The sequence below is a fragment of the Kitasatospora sp. cg17-2 genome, assembly GCF_054031055.1.
The window spans coordinates 190,756-206,992 of sequence record NZ_CM132923.1 but is presented as its reverse complement, the minus strand read 5'-3'; the positions used below and the strand labels follow the sequence as shown (position 1 = coordinate 206,992).

Here is a 16,237-nt window from a genome sequence, read left to right as displayed (position 1 = left end):
AGGGAACTCCTCTGCGGCCGAGGGGATGTGTGGGGGGAGGCGGCACAAAGCGGTGTCGGGGCGGGTCACTCGCCGGGGAAGACGACGCCCAGGTCATGGCGGATGCTGTCCAGGACGCGCATGATCCTCAGCGTCTCGTCGAGCGGCATCAGGTCGGACTCCAGCCGGCCGGCGGCGATGCAGCGGGCCGCCTCGGCGGCCTGGTAGCAGAGGCCGCCGTCGCGCAGCGGCGGGTCGAAGCTGTCGAGCGGCCGGTTGTCCCGCCCGAGGAGGCGGACCCGGGCGGGCCCGTAGAAGGGCGCGTCGATCTCCAGTCGGCCGTGCGTGCCCGAGACCGAGGCCGTGATCGGGGTGCGGGCGAAGAGCGTGGTGTTCAGCACGCCGTGCGCGCCGGACCCGGACGTGACGACGATCGAGGCCTGTCCGTCGACGCCGGTGAAGGTCTTGGTGCCCACCGCCGTGACGGAGGCGAACGGTCCGAGGACCAGCGAGGCGAAGGAGACCGGGTAGATGCCGAGGTCCAGCAGTGCCCCGCCGGCCAGTTCGGGGGCGAACATGCGGTGCGCGGGGTCGGGTTCGAAGTGGAATCCGTGGTCGGCGGTGACGGTGTGGACCTCGCCGAGCAGTCCGGATTCCAGCACCTGGCGGACCACGTCGATGTGCGGCAGGAAGCGGGTCCACATCGCTTCCATGAGGAAGACCCCGCGCTCGCGGGCCGCCGCTGTCAACTGCTCGGCCTCGTGGGCGTTGCGGGTGAACGCCTTCTCCACGAGAACGTGCCGGCCCGCCTCGATCGCCTGCATCGCGTGCTCGAAGTGGCCGGAGTGCGGCGAGGCGACGTAGACGATGTCGACCTGGTCGTCCTGGACGAGTTCGGCGTAACTGCCGTAGGCGACGGGGATGTCGAAGCGGTCGGCGAACGCGCGGGCGCGTTCGGCGTCGCGGGATCCGACCGCCACGACCTTCTGCGCGGTGTGCTTCTGCACCGCGTCGACGAAGCCGGCCGCGATCCCACCGGGTGCCACCACACCCCAGTTGAGCGACGGCGCGGTGCGGGGGTCGGGGGTCCGGGGAGCGGGCAGCACGGTGGCTGCCGGCGCGTCCGCGGCGGCGGGTCGGGTCTGCGTCATGGGATTCCTCCTGGCTGAGGTGGGGGTCGCGGTCCGGGCGGGACCGCGAGGGTGTCGCCGGGTTCGCCGCGCGTCTCCCCGGTTCCGGCCCGTGCGAAAGGCGCGGGAATGGATCAAACAGGGAGCGACATAATTAAACGCGTTCAAACAGGCGAAGGCTCCATGACATCCGAAGGCGGGGGAGGGTGTCAAGCGTCGGTCCGGGCTCCGGACGGCGGCCGAGGGCACGTCCGACCGGCCGTCGGGAACAAATAGCCTGTGGGGCCGAAGCCTTGACGTGGGCCGAACCGTCCCCGAAACTCGGCTGCAACCCGATGTTCACGCCAACATCTCACCGGGCGTGACCATGCGCAGCATCGGACCGGAGCACGGCGCCGAGCCGCCCGTGCGCACCGCAGCTGCTCTGCGCCTCCCCCACCGCTCCCCTCACTGCTCCCCCCACCCGGCCACTGGAGCCCCACCATGAGCCTGCCCGAACCCCCTCTGCGCCGCCGCCACTTCCTCGCCGGGGCCGCCGTCACCGCCGGCGCCGTCGCCCTGCCCGGCGTGCTCCGGCCGTCCAGCGCCGAGGCCGCCGTGCCGCCGCAGGTCACCCTCCCGGAGCGCGGGATCCACGACACCGCGCCCGCCGCGGACTGGACCGACGGCTTCCTCACCGGCAACGGCGAGTACGGCGCGGTGCTGCACGGGACCCCCGCCCTGGAGAAGGTCGTCCTCAACCACCACCGCTTCGTCCTGCCCAACGGCACCCGCACCGTCCAGCCCCCGGACCTCGCCGGACGGCTCCCCGCGGTGCGGGACAAGGCCCTGGCCGGCGACTACGCCGGCGCGGCGAGGGAGTTCGCCGGGGACTGGAGCCTGCGCTGGACCCAGACCTACCACCCCGGTTACGAACTCCACCTGAGCACACCGGAGGCGAGCGCCGCCGCCGACTACGCGCGGCTGACCGACTTCCGCACCGGCGAGGTCACCCACACCTGGGCGGACGCTGCCGGCACCTGGCGGCGCCGCGCCTTCGTCTCCCGCGCGGACCGGGTGATCGTGCACGAGCTGCTGCCCGCGAGCGGCCGCACCGTCTCCACCGTGCTCGGCGCCCACACCGCCCTCGAAGGGACCCCGGGCAACGTCACCTTCCGCACCACCGCGAAGGTCGTCGGCCGGGACGGCTACCTCGACCTGCGCGGCACCTACCCCGCCGGACAGGGGGCGTACGGCTACGAGGGCGTCACCCGCGTCGTCGTCTCCGGCGCCCGCGCCTCGGTCACCGCCGACGGCGCCACCCTGGTCGTCGCCGGGGCCGCCAAGGTCCTGCTGCTCACCAAGCTCGACCGCTACGAGACGGCGGACGCCTGGGACGCCGAGCCGCTGCAGAAGGCGCTCGCCGCCCTGACGGCCGACTACGGCACCCTGCTCGGCCGGCACCGCCCGCTGCACCGGGCGATGTTCGACGGGTCGAGCCTCGACCTCGGCGTCCCGGCCGCCGACCGCCGACTGTCCACCGGTGACCTGATCGCCCGCCAGAACGGCGACCGGTGGAGCCTCGACCTGGCCCTCCTGGAGCGGATGTACGACTCCGGGCGCTACCTGTTCGTCAGCTCCAGCGGCGTCCTCCCGCCGCGGCTCACCGGCATCTGGACCGGCAGCTGGACCGGCGCCTGGGCCGACGACATCACCACGGACGCCAACGTGAACCTCCAGGTCGCCGGCGGCAACATCCTCAGCCACGGCGACGCGATGCGGGGCTACTTCGACTTCGTCCTCGGCCAGCTCGCCGACTGGCGCGACAACGCGGCCAGGATCTACGGCGCCCGCGGCTTCCTCGCCCCCAGCCGCACCGACGGCGAGCACGGCCACATGCTGCACTTCAACGACAGCGACTTCCCCGGCCAGTGCTGGACCGGCGGCGCCGACTGGCTGCTCCACCCCTTGCTGGAGTACTACCAGGTCACCGGCGACACCGCCTTCCTGCGCGACCGGCTCGGCCCGGCCCTGATGGAACTCGCCCTGTTCTACGAGGACTTCCTGACCCGCACCGACGCCGCCGGGAAGAAGGTCTTCGTCCCGTCCTACTCGATGGAGAACGCGCCCGCCAGCACCGGGCAGATGCTGGCGGTCAACGCCACCGGCGACATCGCGGCCGGCCGGCACGCCCTGCGGGCGGCGGTCGACGCCGCCAACGCCCTCGGCGCCGAACAGGGACCCGGCCGGGGCGTCGCCCGCTGGACCGCCCTGCTGGCCGCCCTGCCCGACTACACGGTCAACGGCGACGGCGCGCTCGCGGAATGGTCCTGGCCCGGCCTGACCGACCGGTACAACCACCGGCACGTCCACCACCTCTACGGCGCCTGGCCCCTGCACGAGATCAACCCCGAGGAGCGCCCCGACCTGGTCCGCGCCGCCGGCCGGGCCCTGGACCTGCGCGGCGACGAGAACCTCTCCGCGCACGGCAGCCTCCACCGGGCACTGGCCCGGGCCCGCCTCAAGGACGGCGCCGGTGTCCACGAGAACCTCCGGAAGATCCTCGGCAACGACATGGTCTTCCGCTCCCTGATGACCTCCCACAACCCCGGACTCCACACCTACAACGCCGACGCCGCCAACGCCCTGCCGGCCGTCCTCGCCGAGGCCCTGCTCCACACCCGCCCGGGCGTGCTGGAACTCCTGCCCGCGCTGCCCGTCCAACTCGCCCGGGGCACCGTCAAGGGCGTCCGCGGCCGCAACCGGGTCCTGGTCGAGAGCCTCACCTGGGACACCCCGGCCCGCACCGCGACGGTCGTCGTGACCTCGGACCTCACCCAGGAGATCACCCTGATCTGCCGCCGGGGCATCACCTCCGTCACCACCCGGGCTCCCGTCGCCGCCTCCCCGCTCGGCGCCCACGCCAGGAGGGTCACCCTGACCGCCGGGACCCGCACCCGGATCACCCTCGGCCTGCTCGCCGGCACCTACCGGCTGGTCAACCGGGCCAGCGGCAAGGTCCTCGACGTCCTGAACCAGTCCACCGCCGACGGCGGAGCCGTCGTCCAGTGGCCCGGCAACGGCGGGGCCAACCAGCGCTGGGAGATCGAACCCGAGGCCGACGGCTCGTTCCGCCTGACCAACGTCAAGAGCGGCAAGGTCCTCGACAACCCCGGCGCCTCCACCGTCCCCGGCCAGGCCCTGGACCAGTGGACGAACACGAAGAGCCCCAACCAGTGGTGGCGGATCGTCCCCGCCGCGACCACCGGCCACGTCAACCTGGTCAACGTCTCCAGCGGCCTGCGCGTCGACGTGGAGGCCGGCTCCACCGCCGACGGCGCCCGGCTCGTCCAGCAGCCCGCCGCCGGCACGGCCGGCCAGGACTGGAAGCTGGAGACCGCCTGACGGTCCGGCCCGGCCCGGCACACGGCCGGGCCGGGCCGGCTCAGCCGCCGCCGCGCGGCACCCGGTGCACCCCCGCGCGGAACTTGGGCAGCCGGACCGTCACCTTCGTCCCCGCCCCCACGGCCGTCTCGACGACCAGCCCGTGGTCGTCGCCGTAGACCCGGCGCAGCCGCTCGTCGACGTTGCACAGGCCGATGCCCGACGCCGCACCCGCCTCGCCGGACAGGATGCGCCGCAGCTCCGCCGGGTCCATGCCGACCCCGTCGTCCTCGACCGTCACCACCGCCTCGGCGCCGGCGTCCTGGGCGCAGATGGAGATCCGGCACTCGCCCCCGGAGCTCTCCAGACCGTGCTTGACCGCGTTCTCCACCAGCGGCTGGAGGCAGAGGAAGGGGATGGTGACGGGGAGCACCTCGGGAGCCACCTGGAGGGTCACCTTCAACCGGTCGCCGAACCGGGCACCCGCCAGCGCCAGATACTGCTCGATGCAGCGCAACTCGTCGGCGAGGTGCGTGAACTCGCCCTGCCGGCGGAACGAGTACCGGGTGAAGTCCGCGAACTCCACCAGGAGTTCACGGGCCCGCTCCGGGTCGGTCCGGACGAAGGACGCGATCGCGGCCAGCGAGTTGAAGATGAAGTGCGGGGAGATCTGCGCCCGCAGCGCCCGGATCTCCGCCTCGATGATCCGCGTCCGCGAGCGGTCCAGCTCCGCCAGCTCCAACTGCACGGACACCCAGCGGGCCACCTCGGTCGCGGCCCGCACCAGTACCGCGGACTCCCGCGACCCGTAGGCCACCAGCGCGCCGAGAACGCCCTCCTCCCCGGTCAGCGGGGCGATCACGGCCCAGCGGAGCGGGCAGGCGGGATCCTCGCAGCCGGTGTGCACGCTCCGGCTGCGCCCCGAGGCGAGGACGTCCGTGATCCGCGCCATCACCCGCTGCGGGTGGTGGTCGGCGCCCCGGCCGTCCCAGGCCAGCACGGCCTCCCGGTCGGTGAGGCACAGGGCCTCGGTGCCGAGCAGCGAACGCAGCTGGCCGGCGGCCCTGCGGGCGGTGTCCCCGGTCAGCCCGGCCCGCAGCGGAGGGGCGGCCAGCGACGCCGTGTGCAGGGTCTGGAACGTCGCCCGCTCGACCGGGGTGCCGAGATCGAGGTCCTGGGCCGGGCCCCGCCGCGCGCTCGCCCGGCCGAGCAGGAAACCGACGGCGAGCAGCACGACCACGGCGGTGCACAGGGTGGTGACGGTCGCCGCGGTCACGGTCGCCCCGCAGGATCCGGCCGACGGGCGGGACCGCCTTCGGCACCCGGGCCGGGGACCGGCCCGGGCCGGGGGAGGCCGACCAGGTCCTCGGGCAGGTGGAGCCGCGCCAGGACGGCGGCGGCCCCGGCCGGCGCGTGCCGAGGCGTCGCGAGCGACACCAGCACCATGGCGAGGAAGCCGAGCGGCACCGACCAGACGGCCGGCCAGGCCAGCAGGACACCGCCCCAACCCCCGGGGGCGAACCCCGACCGGGACACCAGGACGGCGACCAGGGCCGAGCCGCCCCCGGCGACGAGGCCGGCCGCGGCACCCGGAGGCGTCAGCCGGCGCCACCAGATACCGAGGACGAGCAACGGGCAGAGCGAGGACGCCGCCACGGCGAAGGGAAGGGCGACCGCGTCCGCGACCGGCACATGGGAGGCCGTGACGCTCACCGCACCGGGCACGGCCATGGCCAGGACGGCGGCCAGCCGGAAGGACCGGACCCCGGCCGAGGGCAGCACGTCCTGGGACAGCACGCCCGCGACGGACGTGGTCAGCCCGGACGCGGTGGACAGGAACGCGGCGAAGGCACCACCCGCCAGCAGCGCACCCAGCAGGTTCCCCGTCACGCCGCCGATCACGCGCTCCGGCAGGACGAGCACCGCCGCGTCGGCCGCGCCCGTGAGCGCGAGCTCGGGCGCGTAGACGCGGCTCAGCGCGCCGTACACCGGCGGCAGCAGGTAGAAGGCGGCGACCAGCGCGAGCACCACCAGCGTGGTCCGCCGCGCCGCCCGCCCGTCGGGACTGGTGTAGAAGCGGACGGCGACGTGCGGCAGCCCCATCGTGCCGAGGAACGTCGCCAGGATCAGCCCGTACGTCGCGTACAGCCGGTGGCCCTGGCCGCCGTCCTCCGCGAACGGCGAGGAACGGACCGGCTCGGGCCCGGCCGAGACCCGTCGCGGGACCTCCGTGCCACCGGCGAGGGACAGCTCCGTCCCGGCCAGGACGCGGTGGGTGCCCCTGCCCAGGGTGAGCCGCTCCCCGCCGTGCCGGGCACCGTCGACGGAACCGGTGACCCCGACGGTCAGCGGCTCGTCCAGCTCGACCCGGACGGTGTCCTCGATCCGCACCACGGTGTGCTCCCGGAGCACGGCGGGGGCGTCCAGCCCGGCCCGCGGCGTGTCGTCGGAGAACCAGGTGGCGAGCAGGAACAGGGCGGGGACCAGCAGCGCGGTGAGCTTCAGCCAGTACTGGAAGGCCTGGACGAAGGTGATGCTGCGCATCCCTCCGGCGGCGACGACCCCGGTGACGACCAGGGCGACGACGGCACCCCCGAGCCATCCGGGCGCGCCGGTCAGGATCTCCAGGGTGAGGCCGGCGCCCTGCAGCTGCGGCAGCAGGTAGAGCCAGCCGATGCCGACCACGAACAGGGCGGCCAGCCGGCGCACCGCGGGCGATTCGAGCCGCGCCTCGGCGAAGTCGGGCAGCGTGTACGCGCCGGAGCGGCGCAGCGGGGCGGCGACCAGGGCCAGCAGGACCAGGAAGCCGGCCGTGTAGCCGACCGGGTACCAGAGCATGTCCGGGCCCTGGAGGAAGAGCAGCCCGGCGATGCCGAGGAAGGAGGCGGCGGAGAGGTACTCGCCGCTGATCGCGGCGGCGTTCAGGCCGGGGCCGACGGTCCGCGAGGCGACGTAGAAGTCGGAGGTGGTGCGGGAGACCCGCAGGCCCAGCGCGCCGATCAGGACGGTGGCGACGACGACGAGCACGACGGCCGTCACCGCGTAGGTCTGGTTCACCGGTCCGTTCCCGTCGCCGTGCTCAGCGGCCCTCGACGAGCCCGGTGAAGTCGCGCTCGTTGCGTTCGGCGCGGCGCACGTAGCGGCGGGCGAGGAGCCAGATCACCGGATGGACGGCCACCCCGAGCACCGCCCAGAGGATCGGGCCGCGGGCCGGGAAGGACCCGGCGGTGGGGGCGGCGAACAGCAGGGGGAGGGTGCCGACCAGCAGGAGGAGCAGGCCGAGCGCGGACAGCGCCGCGCGCAGCTGGCTCCGCATCAGGGAGCGCACGTACACGTCTCCGAGAGCTGTCCGTTCGGCGATCTCGCTGCGCGCCGGGCGGTCACCGGGAGGCCGGCCGGCGCGTCTGGGTATGCCGGTGACCACCTCGCGGCGGGGTCGGTGCTCCGCTGGCATCGCATCGGCTCCGGCATCGTTCGGCGGACCGTCCGGACGGGCGTCCGGGGGTGCTCGAAGAGTACAGAGCGGCGGCGGAGGAAGGTAGGTCATGTGTGGAGGAATCCGGCGCCGTGCGGAGCTGCTTCGGGGCGTGACGGCGGCGGCGGTACGTCGGCTCGGCAGGCGGGTGTCAGCCGTGGGCGCGCCGGATCAGCAGGTCGCGGAGGTGGCGGGCGTGGCGGCGGCTGACCGCGAGGACGGTGGTCCCGACGCGCACGGTGGTCGCCCCGGAGTCCAGCCGGAGCTCGTCGATGCGGCCGAGGGCGACGAGGTGGCTGCGGTGGATGCGGACGAAGCCGTGCGGGGCCCAGCGCTCCTCCAGGACGGCCAGCGGGATCCGAACCAGATGCTCGCCGTCGGCCGTGTGCAGCCGCGCGTAGTCGCCGTGGGCCTCGACATAGGTGATGTCGGTGCGCGGCACGAGCCGGGTGACACCCGCGCGGTCCACCTGGATGTACTCGACCGGAGGGTCCTCCGCCGGGGTCGCGGGTACCTCCGGCCGGACCTCGGCCGGGACGGCGGCACCCTCGCGCCCGGCCGCGGCCAGCTCGCTCACCCGCCGGACCGCCTCGGCCAGCCGCTCCCGCCGTACCGGCTTGAGCACGTAGTCGACGGCCTTCAGGTCGAACGCCGTGACGGCGAAGTTCTCGTGGGCGGTGACGAAGACGATCAGCGGCGGCCGGGCGAACCCGGCGATGAGCCTGGCCGTGTCGAGCCCCGTCATACCCGGCATGTGGATGTCGAGGAAGACGACGTCCACGGCCTCCGGACCGTCGGGCCCCGCGTCGAGCGCCCGGCTGAGGCGCAGCAGCGCCTCGGTCGAGCCGGTGGCACCCTCGGCACTCCGGACCCGAGGGTCGGCGCGCAGGAGGTACAGCAGCTCCTCCAGCGCCGGCGCCTCGTCGTCGACGGCCAGTACGCGCAGCATGGTGCGGAGTGTAGACCGCGTCGGGCGGCGTCCGCCGTGCTGCGCCGCCCCCGTCGGCCGGGAGTTCGGCCTTTGTGGCCGGTGGGCGGGAGCCGGGCCCGGACGAGGTTCCAGGTGCGTGCAGCACCGGTGACGGTCCGGTCCCGCGCGGTCCAGGTCGGACTGCGCGGGACCGGTCGGCGGAGGCTTCTGTTTCCAGGGAGACGGCTGGTTCGGGGCGGGCGGTCCGGCCGGGTCAGTGGGCGCCCAGCCCGGTGAGTGAACGGACCTCCAGTTCCGCGTACTTGGCCGGGTCGGCCTTCTCCTTGGAGAGCAGGGTGCCGATCACGCCGGCGAGGAAGCCGATCGGGATGGAGACCAGGCCGGGGTTCTCCAGCGGGAACCAGTGGAAGTCGCTGTCGGGGAGCAGCGAGCTCGGCTTGCCGGAGACGACGGTGGAGAAGGTGACCAGCAGCACGGAGCTGATCAGTCCGGCGTAGACGGAGCTGACGGCGCCGGCGGTGTTGAAGCGCTTCCAGAAGAGGGAGTAGAGCAGGGTGGGCAGGTTGGCGGAGGCGGCGACCGCGAAGGCCAGGGCGACCAGGGCGGCGGTGTTGAGCTTGTCGGCGAAGAGGGACAGCACGATGGCGACGGCGCCGATGGCGACGGCGGCGAGTTTGGCGGAGCGGACCTCCTCCTTCTCACTCGCTCTGCCGCGCCGGATGACGTTGGCGTAGAGGTCGTGGGCGAAGGAGGCCGAGGAGGCGAGGGTGAGTCCGGCGACGACGGCGAGGATGGTGGCGAAGGCGACCGCGGAGATCACCGCGAGCAGCACGGCGCCGCCGGTGGTGCCCGCGCCGCCGCCGAGGTGCTCGGCGAGCAGCGGGGCGGCGGTGTTGCCGGCCGCGTTGGAGGCCTTGATGGTCTTGGGGCCGAGCAGGGCGGCGGCGCCGAAGCCGAGCGCGAGGGTCATCAGGTAGAAGCCGCCGATGATGCCGATCGCCCAGAGCACGGACTTCCGGGCGACCTTGGCGGTGGGGACGGTGTAGAAGCGGACCAGGATGTGCGGCAGGCCGGCGGTGCCCAGCACCAGCGCGATCCCCAGGCTGAGGAAGTCGAGTTTGCTGGTGCCGGTGGCGCCGTACTTCAGCCCGGGTTCGAGGAACGCCGAGCCCTTGCCGCTGGCGTCGGCGGCGGCGCCGAGCATGGTGGAGATGTTGAAGCCGTACTTGGCGAGCACCAGGACGGTCATCAGACCGGCGCCGGCGATCAGCAGCACCGCTTTGACGATCTGCACCCAGGTGGTGCCCTTCATACCGCCGATCACCACGTAGACCACCATCAGCGCGCCGACGGCGACGATGGTCCAGCGCTTGGCGCCGTCGCCGCTGACCCCGAGGAGCAGGGCGACCAGGGAGCCGGCGCCGACCATCTGGGCGAGCAGGTAGAAGATCGACACCACGATGGTGGAGATGCCGGCGGCGGTGCGTACCGGGCGCTGGCGCATCCGGAAGGCCAGCACGTCGGCCATGGTGAAGCGCCCCGAGTTGCGCAGCGGTTCGGCGATCAGCAGCAGGGCGACGAGCCAGGCGACCAGGAAGCCGACGGAGTAGAGGAAGCCGTCGTAGCCGTAGAGGGCGATGGCTCCGGCGATGCCGAGGAAGGACGCCGCGGACATGTAGTCGCCGGAGATGGCGAGGCCGTTCTGGAAGCCGGTGAAGCCGCGGCCGCCGGCGTAGTAGTCGGCGGCGTCCTTGGTCTGCCGCCCGGCCCAGAGGGTGATGCCGAGGGTGGCCAGGACGAAGAGGCCGAACAGGGCCATGGTCAGGGTGCGGTGCTCGGTGGAGGAGCCGGCGGCGAGCAGGGTGGTGGTCATGAGTCGGCCCTCCCGGGCTCGGCGAGTGCCTCGGCCGTGCGGCCTTCGCGGACGGCGGCGGCGGGCGGGTCGAGGTGGCGGTCGGCGTAACGGGCGTACCACGCCGCGATGGTGAAGGTGCTGGCGAACTGGAGCAGGCCGAGGACGAGGGCGACGTTGACGCGGCCGAAGAGCTTGGTGCCCATCAGGCCGGGGGCGTAGCTGGAGAGCAGGACGTAGAGCAGGTACCAGAGGATGAAGCCCGCGGTCACCGGGAAGGCGAAACCGCGGAAGGACCTGCGGAGCCGGCGGAACTCCTCGCTCTGTTCCAGATGTTCCGGGCGGTCGGGATCCGCCGGCCGGGTGGTCGATGACGTTTCCACGCGTGCCTCCTGGGTGAGCGGGTGCGGGGGAGGAGCGGGGCCGGAGGGGCTGTCGCGCGGGTGCGTGTCGGCCGTGCCCGGATCCTGCTCGGCGGGTGCCGTCGAGCCGTCGTCGGGCCCCTCCTACCAGCGGGTTCGTTCCTGCGGCGTATCCCAGCGCCTGCGGGCGGGCAGCGGTAGGCCTCGCACCGGAGCGTGCGGTGAGCGGTCGCGTTCTGCGGTGAGCGGTGCGACGAACGGTCGAACGGCCCCGGGCCGTTGGACGGACGGAGCGGTCGGGGTCACAAGGAGGTCTCGTCGGCTCCACCTCTTGACGGTGGTTCGGGCCGAAGGGTGTCATGTGCCTCATCGCGATCGGGCACCTCGGTCATCGGGTGCTCCGGCGATGCGTTCCCCGGGTGTCGACCGGTCGGTCCGGTTCACGGACGGCTCTTCCCACCGACGCCCGGTTCCCAGCGGCCCGGTCGGCCCTGCCGGCGGGCGACGCACCACCCTCACCGCACACCCGGCCGTCGGCACGTGGACAGCAGCCGCGTCACGTCCGCGTCGTCCGGGTCCGCGGTGCCTCTGACGGCCCCTCACCCGTCGGTGGCCACCGCTCCACCGGATCCCGCTCGTCCCTTCTCGTGCCCCGGGCGACAGCCCGACCACCCTCACGCAGGACACGCTGCAAGGAGCATCCACCCATGTTCGGAAGAACCGCGCTCCGGGCGCCCTCCCGGCGTACCGTCCCCACGCCCGTCACCCGACCGCTCACCTCGCTGGTGGCGGCGCTCGCCCTGCTGGCGGGTTCCGCAGCCGTGTTCCCCGCGCTGTCGGCGGCGGAGCCCGTCCCGAACCCGTACGGTGCGAACGACGCGCCGGTGCTGATCGTGCTCGGCCAGAGCAACGCGGAGGGCTGGGGAGCACCCCTGGACGCCGCCGACCGTGCGAAGTGCCAGTCCCTCGACCGCGTCAGGGGGTTGAACCGGGCGGACAACCGGGCGGCCGGCGCGACGAAGGCCGTCTGGTCCCAGTACACCTGCGCCGGCAACAACCTCGGCGACGAGTTCAATGCAGGACGCAACTACACCGTCGCGTCGGCGACCGCACTGCGCTGGCAGCGCGCCACGGAGGCGGGTGCGAAGCTGCCCGACCTCAACATCATCCACATCGCCTGGGGCAGCCAGGGCATCCAGTCGACCGACGGGTCGAACGACCGGTGGTGGCCGGACCGCGACCCGACCGACGTCGCGAGCCTGTTCCCGCTGGCGACGAATACGATCGCCAACGGCCTGCGGGCACTGCAGGAGGCCGGCAAGCAGCCGCGCATCATCGGTGTCCACTGGAACCAGTGGGAGTCCGAGGCGGGGAACGCGTCGACGATCAGCGCGGCCCACATCCAGCAGGCGTTCCTCAAGGTCTTCGAGCCGCTGCGGACGATCAGCGGGGCGCCCACGGCCCCGTTCTTCCTCTACCGTCCGCGCTCGACGGCCTACAACCAGGCGTCGACGGGGCACGCCACCCAGGCCCTGACGGCCATCGCCGCGTCCGGCCCCTACCGGCTGCTCGACGCCGCGAACGCCGCCTCGGCGACGGGCTCGCCGCTCTACCGGCCCAACAGCCCGCAGAACTACGGGATCTTCACCGACGGCAAGCACTACACCGCCGACGTGCACAAGTGGTTCGCCGACCAGCAGTGGAGGACCGTATTCACCGACGAGCAGTACGGCGCGCCGGTGACGTCCACCGTCAACGCGGCGCTGGGCAGGCCCGCCACCCAGTCCTCCACCAACTGGGCGGGGAGGGAGGAGGCCGGCAACGCGGTGGACGGCGACACCAAGGGCGTCTATGCGCAGGCGACCCCGAGCTACACCAGGAACGAGGCGCAGCCGTGGTGGCAGGTCGACCTCGGCACGAAGCGGCAGATCCGGTCGGTGGAGCTGTTCAACCGCACGGACTGGGTCATGGAGCGCCTCACCGACTTCGACGTCGTCGTGTCGGCCACCGACCTCACCGGCCGTAGCTGGGCGGACATCCAGGCCGACCCGGCGGTGAAGAAGATCCGGATCAAGGGCACCGCGCCGGCGAAGCTGACCGTTCCCGTGGGTGCCGACGGACGGTACGTCAGGGTCCAGCTCGCCGGAACGAATTACCTGACCCTGCCCGAGGTCCGGGTCAACGTCCCCACCGGCTGACGGGACACGCTGCGGAGCGTGCCGCCCGATCCGCTCCGGCACCCGTCCGCACCCTTCCGGCGCGAAGGTCCTCCATAACGGTTCGGCAACGGCGCGGGACGGAAGGCACCGCTCACGACTCCTCCTCGGAAAGCCGGGACACGGCCGTCCGAGGAGGAGTCGCTCGTTCGAGGGGCGGCCCGCGGCTCGGGCGGGTCCGTGTGCCGCCATCCGACGTCGACCGAACCGGGCGACGCCCCTCCGCGGTGCGAGGCCACCGCACGGGGGCCGCCGGACAGGAGCCGTATGCCACCCACGGTCCGGGCATTGACCGATGCCCAGCTCCAGGTGTTGCTTCCCGCGACGAACCCGGGGCAGGGCGCCGTCGACGAACTGACGCGGCGCTACGGTGACGTGATCCTGGCGTGTGTCCGTGGACTGGGCGCCACGGCGGAGGACGCGCGGGAGCTGTCGGCCGAGGCCCTGGCCCGGACCGTCGACGCCTGCGACCGCGGTGCGGAGCCCGGCCCGTGCTGGCTCGTGCCGCTGCTCGGCGAGGCCCGCTACCTCGCCGCGGGAAGGGCGGGGACCGGCCGGCGGGACACCGTGGCGCCCGGCTTCCTGCACTGGCTGGACCGCCGGGCCGCCGGGCACGACGGCCTTCGGGTCGCCCTGTCGGCCGCCGAGGAGGAGAGCCTGCTGCTGCGGTCGTTCGCGGGACTCACCGAACCGTGGGCGGCGCAGCTGTGGTGGGGCCTGGTCGCTCCGCCCGGGTCGGACGCTCCGCCCGGGTCGGACGCCCCGCCCGTTGCCGCCCGGCGGACGCTCGCCGACGCCTACGTGCGGCTGCACGTCGCGACCGTGGCGGAGCGGAGGTGCCGTCACCTGGCGGCGGCGCTGGCGGAGCAGGCCGCCGGGGCCGGGCCGGCGACCGCCGAGGCGGTCCGCCACCTCGCCCGCTGTCCCCGGTGCGGCACGGTCCTGGCGGATCTGGCGGCCGTGCACCACTGGGACGCCGACCACCTTCGGCGGGGGCTGCTGATCCGGTTCGACGCGCCGGCCGCCGTGGCCGTGCCGGTACCACCTGCGCCGGGGACGGCCGTCCCGGCCGACTCCGCCCGCCCACCGCACCGGGTGGCGCGGCGGCCCGGCGCGGTGGGCGGCCTGCCCGCGCCAGTACGGCGCTGGGGTGTGGGGGCGGTCGCCGGAATGGGGCTGGCGGTGGTGGTGCTCGCCCTGCCGCCGGGGGAGGACCCGGTCCCGGACCCGCCCGCCGCGGGCACGCCGACGGCCTCGGGTCCGTCGTCCCCGGTGTCGGCCGCACCGACTCCCGCACCGGTGGCAGGACGGCCGTCGCAGCCCCTGTCGCCGACGCCCTCCGCCACCCACCGCCGACCGGGAGCGACCGCGGCGCCGTCGCGTACACCGACCGCCGCGCTCCCGACCGCGGCGCTCCCGACCCCGGCGCTCCCTTCCGCCGCGCCGCCCGTGGCCTCCGCCGCCACGAGTACCGCGCCCACTGCGAGCCCCACGACCACGACCGCCGCCACCCCGACGCCCACCGCCGTCCCCACCCTCCGGACCCTGCGGCGCGGGGACACGGGGCCGGACGTGGTGCGGATGCAGGACCTGCTGATCCGGGCGAACTGCGTGCCCGAGAGCGTGCCCTTCGCCGACGGGGGCTTCGACGACGCGACCGCGCGCTTCCTCCGCGGCTTCCAGCGGGCGGCGGGTATCGCGGGGAAGGAGTTCGACCGGAGGGAGTACGGCCCGCAGAGCCGTCAGGCCCTCGAAGGAGCGGGGGACCGTGCGGTCTGTTCAGGGGCGTAGGCCGGGGCCACCCCGGAGGCTACGGGCCGCCCCGGAGGCTACGGGCCGTCCGGGGCGGCGGCGGGCGGGCGCCCGGTGCTGGCGCGGACCACCAGTTCGGTGGGGAGCCAGGGCCGCTGCCGGGCCGTCGCCGTACCGCTGCGGAGCTGCTCGACCAGGACGCTGATGCACCGTCGCCCGATGTCGCCGAAGTTCACCCGGACGGTGGACAGCGGGGGGATGGTGTACGCGGACTCGGGGATGTCGTCGAAGCCGATCACGCTCACCTGCTCGGGTACCCGGCGGCCGGCCTCGTGCAGGGCGCGCAGCAGGCCGACCGCCATCTGGTCGTTCGCCGCGTGCACGGCGGTGACCTCCGGGTCGGCCGCCAGCACGCGGCCCAGCTCGTAGCCGGACGCCGCGCTCCAGTCGCCGACCAGGGGGTCGGGGACCGGGGCGCCCGCCGCGACCAGGGCGGCCAGCCAGCCTTCGCGCCGCTGTTCGGCGGCGACCCAGCCGCTCGGACCGGCGAGGTGGTGGACGGTCCGGTGCCCGAGGTGCAGCAGCTGTTCGGTGGCGCGCCGTGACCCCTCGACCTGGTCCGCCGCGATGACGGGGACGAGCGGATCGAGCGAGTCGTCGACGGCGACGACCGGTACCTTGCGGGGGAGGTCGAGCAGGGCCTTCGCGATGTCGCGGTGCGGGGCGATGGTGATCAGCCCGTCGACCGAGTGCTCCAGCAGCCGGGTCGCGGCGTCCCGCACCGGGACGGGCCCCAGGGAGCGCATCGGGGCGACGCTCACCGTGTACCCGACCTCCTGGGCGGCGAGGGCGATGCCCTGGACCACGTTCGCGGGGCCGAAGTCGGCCACGTCGTAGGCGAGCACGCCGATGTTGCGGGTCTGGCCGGTGGTGAGCGCGCGGGCGGCCTGGTTCGGCAGGTAGCCGAGCTCCGCCACGGCGGCGAGCACCCGGTTCCTGGTCTCCGGACGCACGGCCGGGCTGCCGTTGAGCACGCGCGAGACCGTCTGCTTCGACACGCCCGCGACCCGGGCGACGTCGCGCATGACGGCGCCGCCGCCCGGCTGATCGGTGCCGTCCGGTCCGGTCTGCCCCATGTTCCTGCTCCTCGTCCGCGCCTGCCGGAGCGACCCTGCCG

The 16,237-nt window shown here is 73.9% G+C and carries 11 protein-coding genes; 3 read left to right on the top strand and 8 right to left on the bottom strand.

What is annotated here, in order from left to right:
* Window positions 1-65: 65 nt before the first annotated feature.
* Window positions 66-1,130 (bottom strand): Gfo/Idh/MocA family protein, encoded by a 1,065-nt coding sequence (locus tag ACW14Y_RS00805; protein WP_456985491.1) that lies wholly within the window; start codon window positions 1,128-1,130, stop codon window positions 66-68.
* A 462-nt stretch (window positions 1,131-1,592) separates the two neighbouring features.
* Here ACW14Y_RS00805 and ACW14Y_RS00800 point away from each other — a divergent pair, with 462 nt between their 5' ends.
* Window positions 1,593-4,493 (top strand): glycosyl hydrolase family 95 catalytic domain-containing protein, encoded by a 2,901-nt coding sequence (locus tag ACW14Y_RS00800; protein ID WP_456985490.1) that lies wholly within the window; start codon window positions 1,593-1,595, stop codon window positions 4,491-4,493.
* Between the two features lie 40 nt (window positions 4,494-4,533).
* Here the strand turns inward: ACW14Y_RS00800 and ACW14Y_RS00795 are convergent, their stop codons facing one another.
* The 6 genes from ACW14Y_RS00795 to ACW14Y_RS00770 form a co-directional block, all read right to left on the bottom strand.
* Window positions 4,534-5,748, bottom strand: a complete 1,215-nt coding sequence (locus ACW14Y_RS00795) for a sensor histidine kinase (protein ID WP_380307349.1) — start codon at window positions 5,746-5,748, stop codon at window positions 4,534-4,536.
* A complete protein-coding gene (locus ACW14Y_RS00790; protein WP_456985489.1) occupies window positions 5,745-7,529 on the bottom strand; it encodes a sodium/solute symporter in 1,785 nt (594 codons plus the stop codon). The genes ACW14Y_RS00795 and ACW14Y_RS00790 overlap by 4 nt, the downstream gene beginning before the upstream one ends.
* A 22-nt stretch (window positions 7,530-7,551) precedes the next feature.
* Window positions 7,552-7,926 (bottom strand): hypothetical protein, encoded by a 375-nt coding sequence (locus ACW14Y_RS00785; protein ID WP_380307345.1) that lies wholly within the window; start codon window positions 7,924-7,926, stop codon window positions 7,552-7,554.
* A 172-nt stretch (window positions 7,927-8,098) separates the two neighbouring features.
* A complete protein-coding gene (locus tag ACW14Y_RS00780) occupies window positions 8,099-8,896 on the bottom strand; it encodes a LytR/AlgR family response regulator transcription factor (protein ID WP_380394826.1) in 798 nt (265 codons plus the stop codon).
* Between the two features lie 235 nt (window positions 8,897-9,131).
* Entirely contained in the window at window positions 9,132-10,751 is a 1,620-nt protein-coding gene (locus ACW14Y_RS00775) for a solute symporter family protein (RefSeq protein ID WP_380394828.1), read from the bottom strand.
* Entirely contained in the window at window positions 10,748-11,113 is a 366-nt protein-coding gene (locus tag ACW14Y_RS00770; protein ID WP_456985488.1) for a DUF485 domain-containing protein, read from the bottom strand. Before ACW14Y_RS00770 ends, ACW14Y_RS00775 begins: the two co-directional genes overlap by 4 nt.
* Before the next feature lie 686 nt (window positions 11,114-11,799).
* On the opposite strand from ACW14Y_RS00770, the gene ACW14Y_RS00765 reads away from it, so the two are divergent.
* Together ACW14Y_RS00765 and ACW14Y_RS00760 are read left to right on the top strand one after the other, a co-directional pair.
* Window positions 11,800-13,290, top strand: a complete 1,491-nt coding sequence (locus ACW14Y_RS00765; protein WP_456985487.1) for a discoidin domain-containing protein — start codon at window positions 11,800-11,802, stop codon at window positions 13,288-13,290.
* A 306-nt stretch (window positions 13,291-13,596) separates the two neighbouring features.
* Window positions 13,597-15,099 (top strand): hypothetical protein, encoded by a 1,503-nt coding sequence (locus ACW14Y_RS00760; protein ID WP_456985486.1) that lies wholly within the window; start codon window positions 13,597-13,599, stop codon window positions 15,097-15,099.
* 38 nt (window positions 15,100-15,137) lie between these two features.
* On the opposite strand, the gene ACW14Y_RS00755 is transcribed toward ACW14Y_RS00760, so the two are convergent.
* Entirely contained in the window at window positions 15,138-16,196 is a 1,059-nt protein-coding gene (locus ACW14Y_RS00755) for a LacI family DNA-binding transcriptional regulator (RefSeq protein ID WP_380442816.1), read from the bottom strand.
* Window positions 16,197-16,237: the final 41 nt, after the last annotated feature.

Coding starts and splice junctions, on each gene's coding strand:
- ACW14Y_RS00765 (WP_456985487.1), top strand. CDS start 11,800: ATGTTCGGAAGAACCGCGCTCCGGGCGCCCTCCCGGCGTACCGTCCCC.
- ACW14Y_RS00800 (WP_456985490.1), top strand. CDS start 1,593: ATGAGCCTGCCCGAACCCCCTCTGCGCCGCCGCCACTTCCTCGCCGGG.
- ACW14Y_RS00780 (WP_380394826.1), bottom strand. CDS start 8,896: ATGCTGCGCGTACTGGCCGTCGACGACGAGGCGCCGGCGCTGGAGGAG.
- ACW14Y_RS00755 (WP_380442816.1), bottom strand. CDS start 16,196: ATGGGGCAGACCGGACCGGACGGCACCGATCAGCCGGGCGGCGGCGCC.
- ACW14Y_RS00785 (WP_380307345.1), bottom strand. CDS start 7,926: ATGCCAGCGGAGCACCGACCCCGCCGCGAGGTGGTCACCGGCATACCC.
- ACW14Y_RS00805 (WP_456985491.1), bottom strand. CDS start 1,130: ATGACGCAGACCCGACCCGCCGCCGCGGACGCGCCGGCAGCCACCGTG.
- ACW14Y_RS00775 (WP_380394828.1), bottom strand. CDS start 10,751: ATGACCACCACCCTGCTCGCCGCCGGCTCCTCCACCGAGCACCGCACC.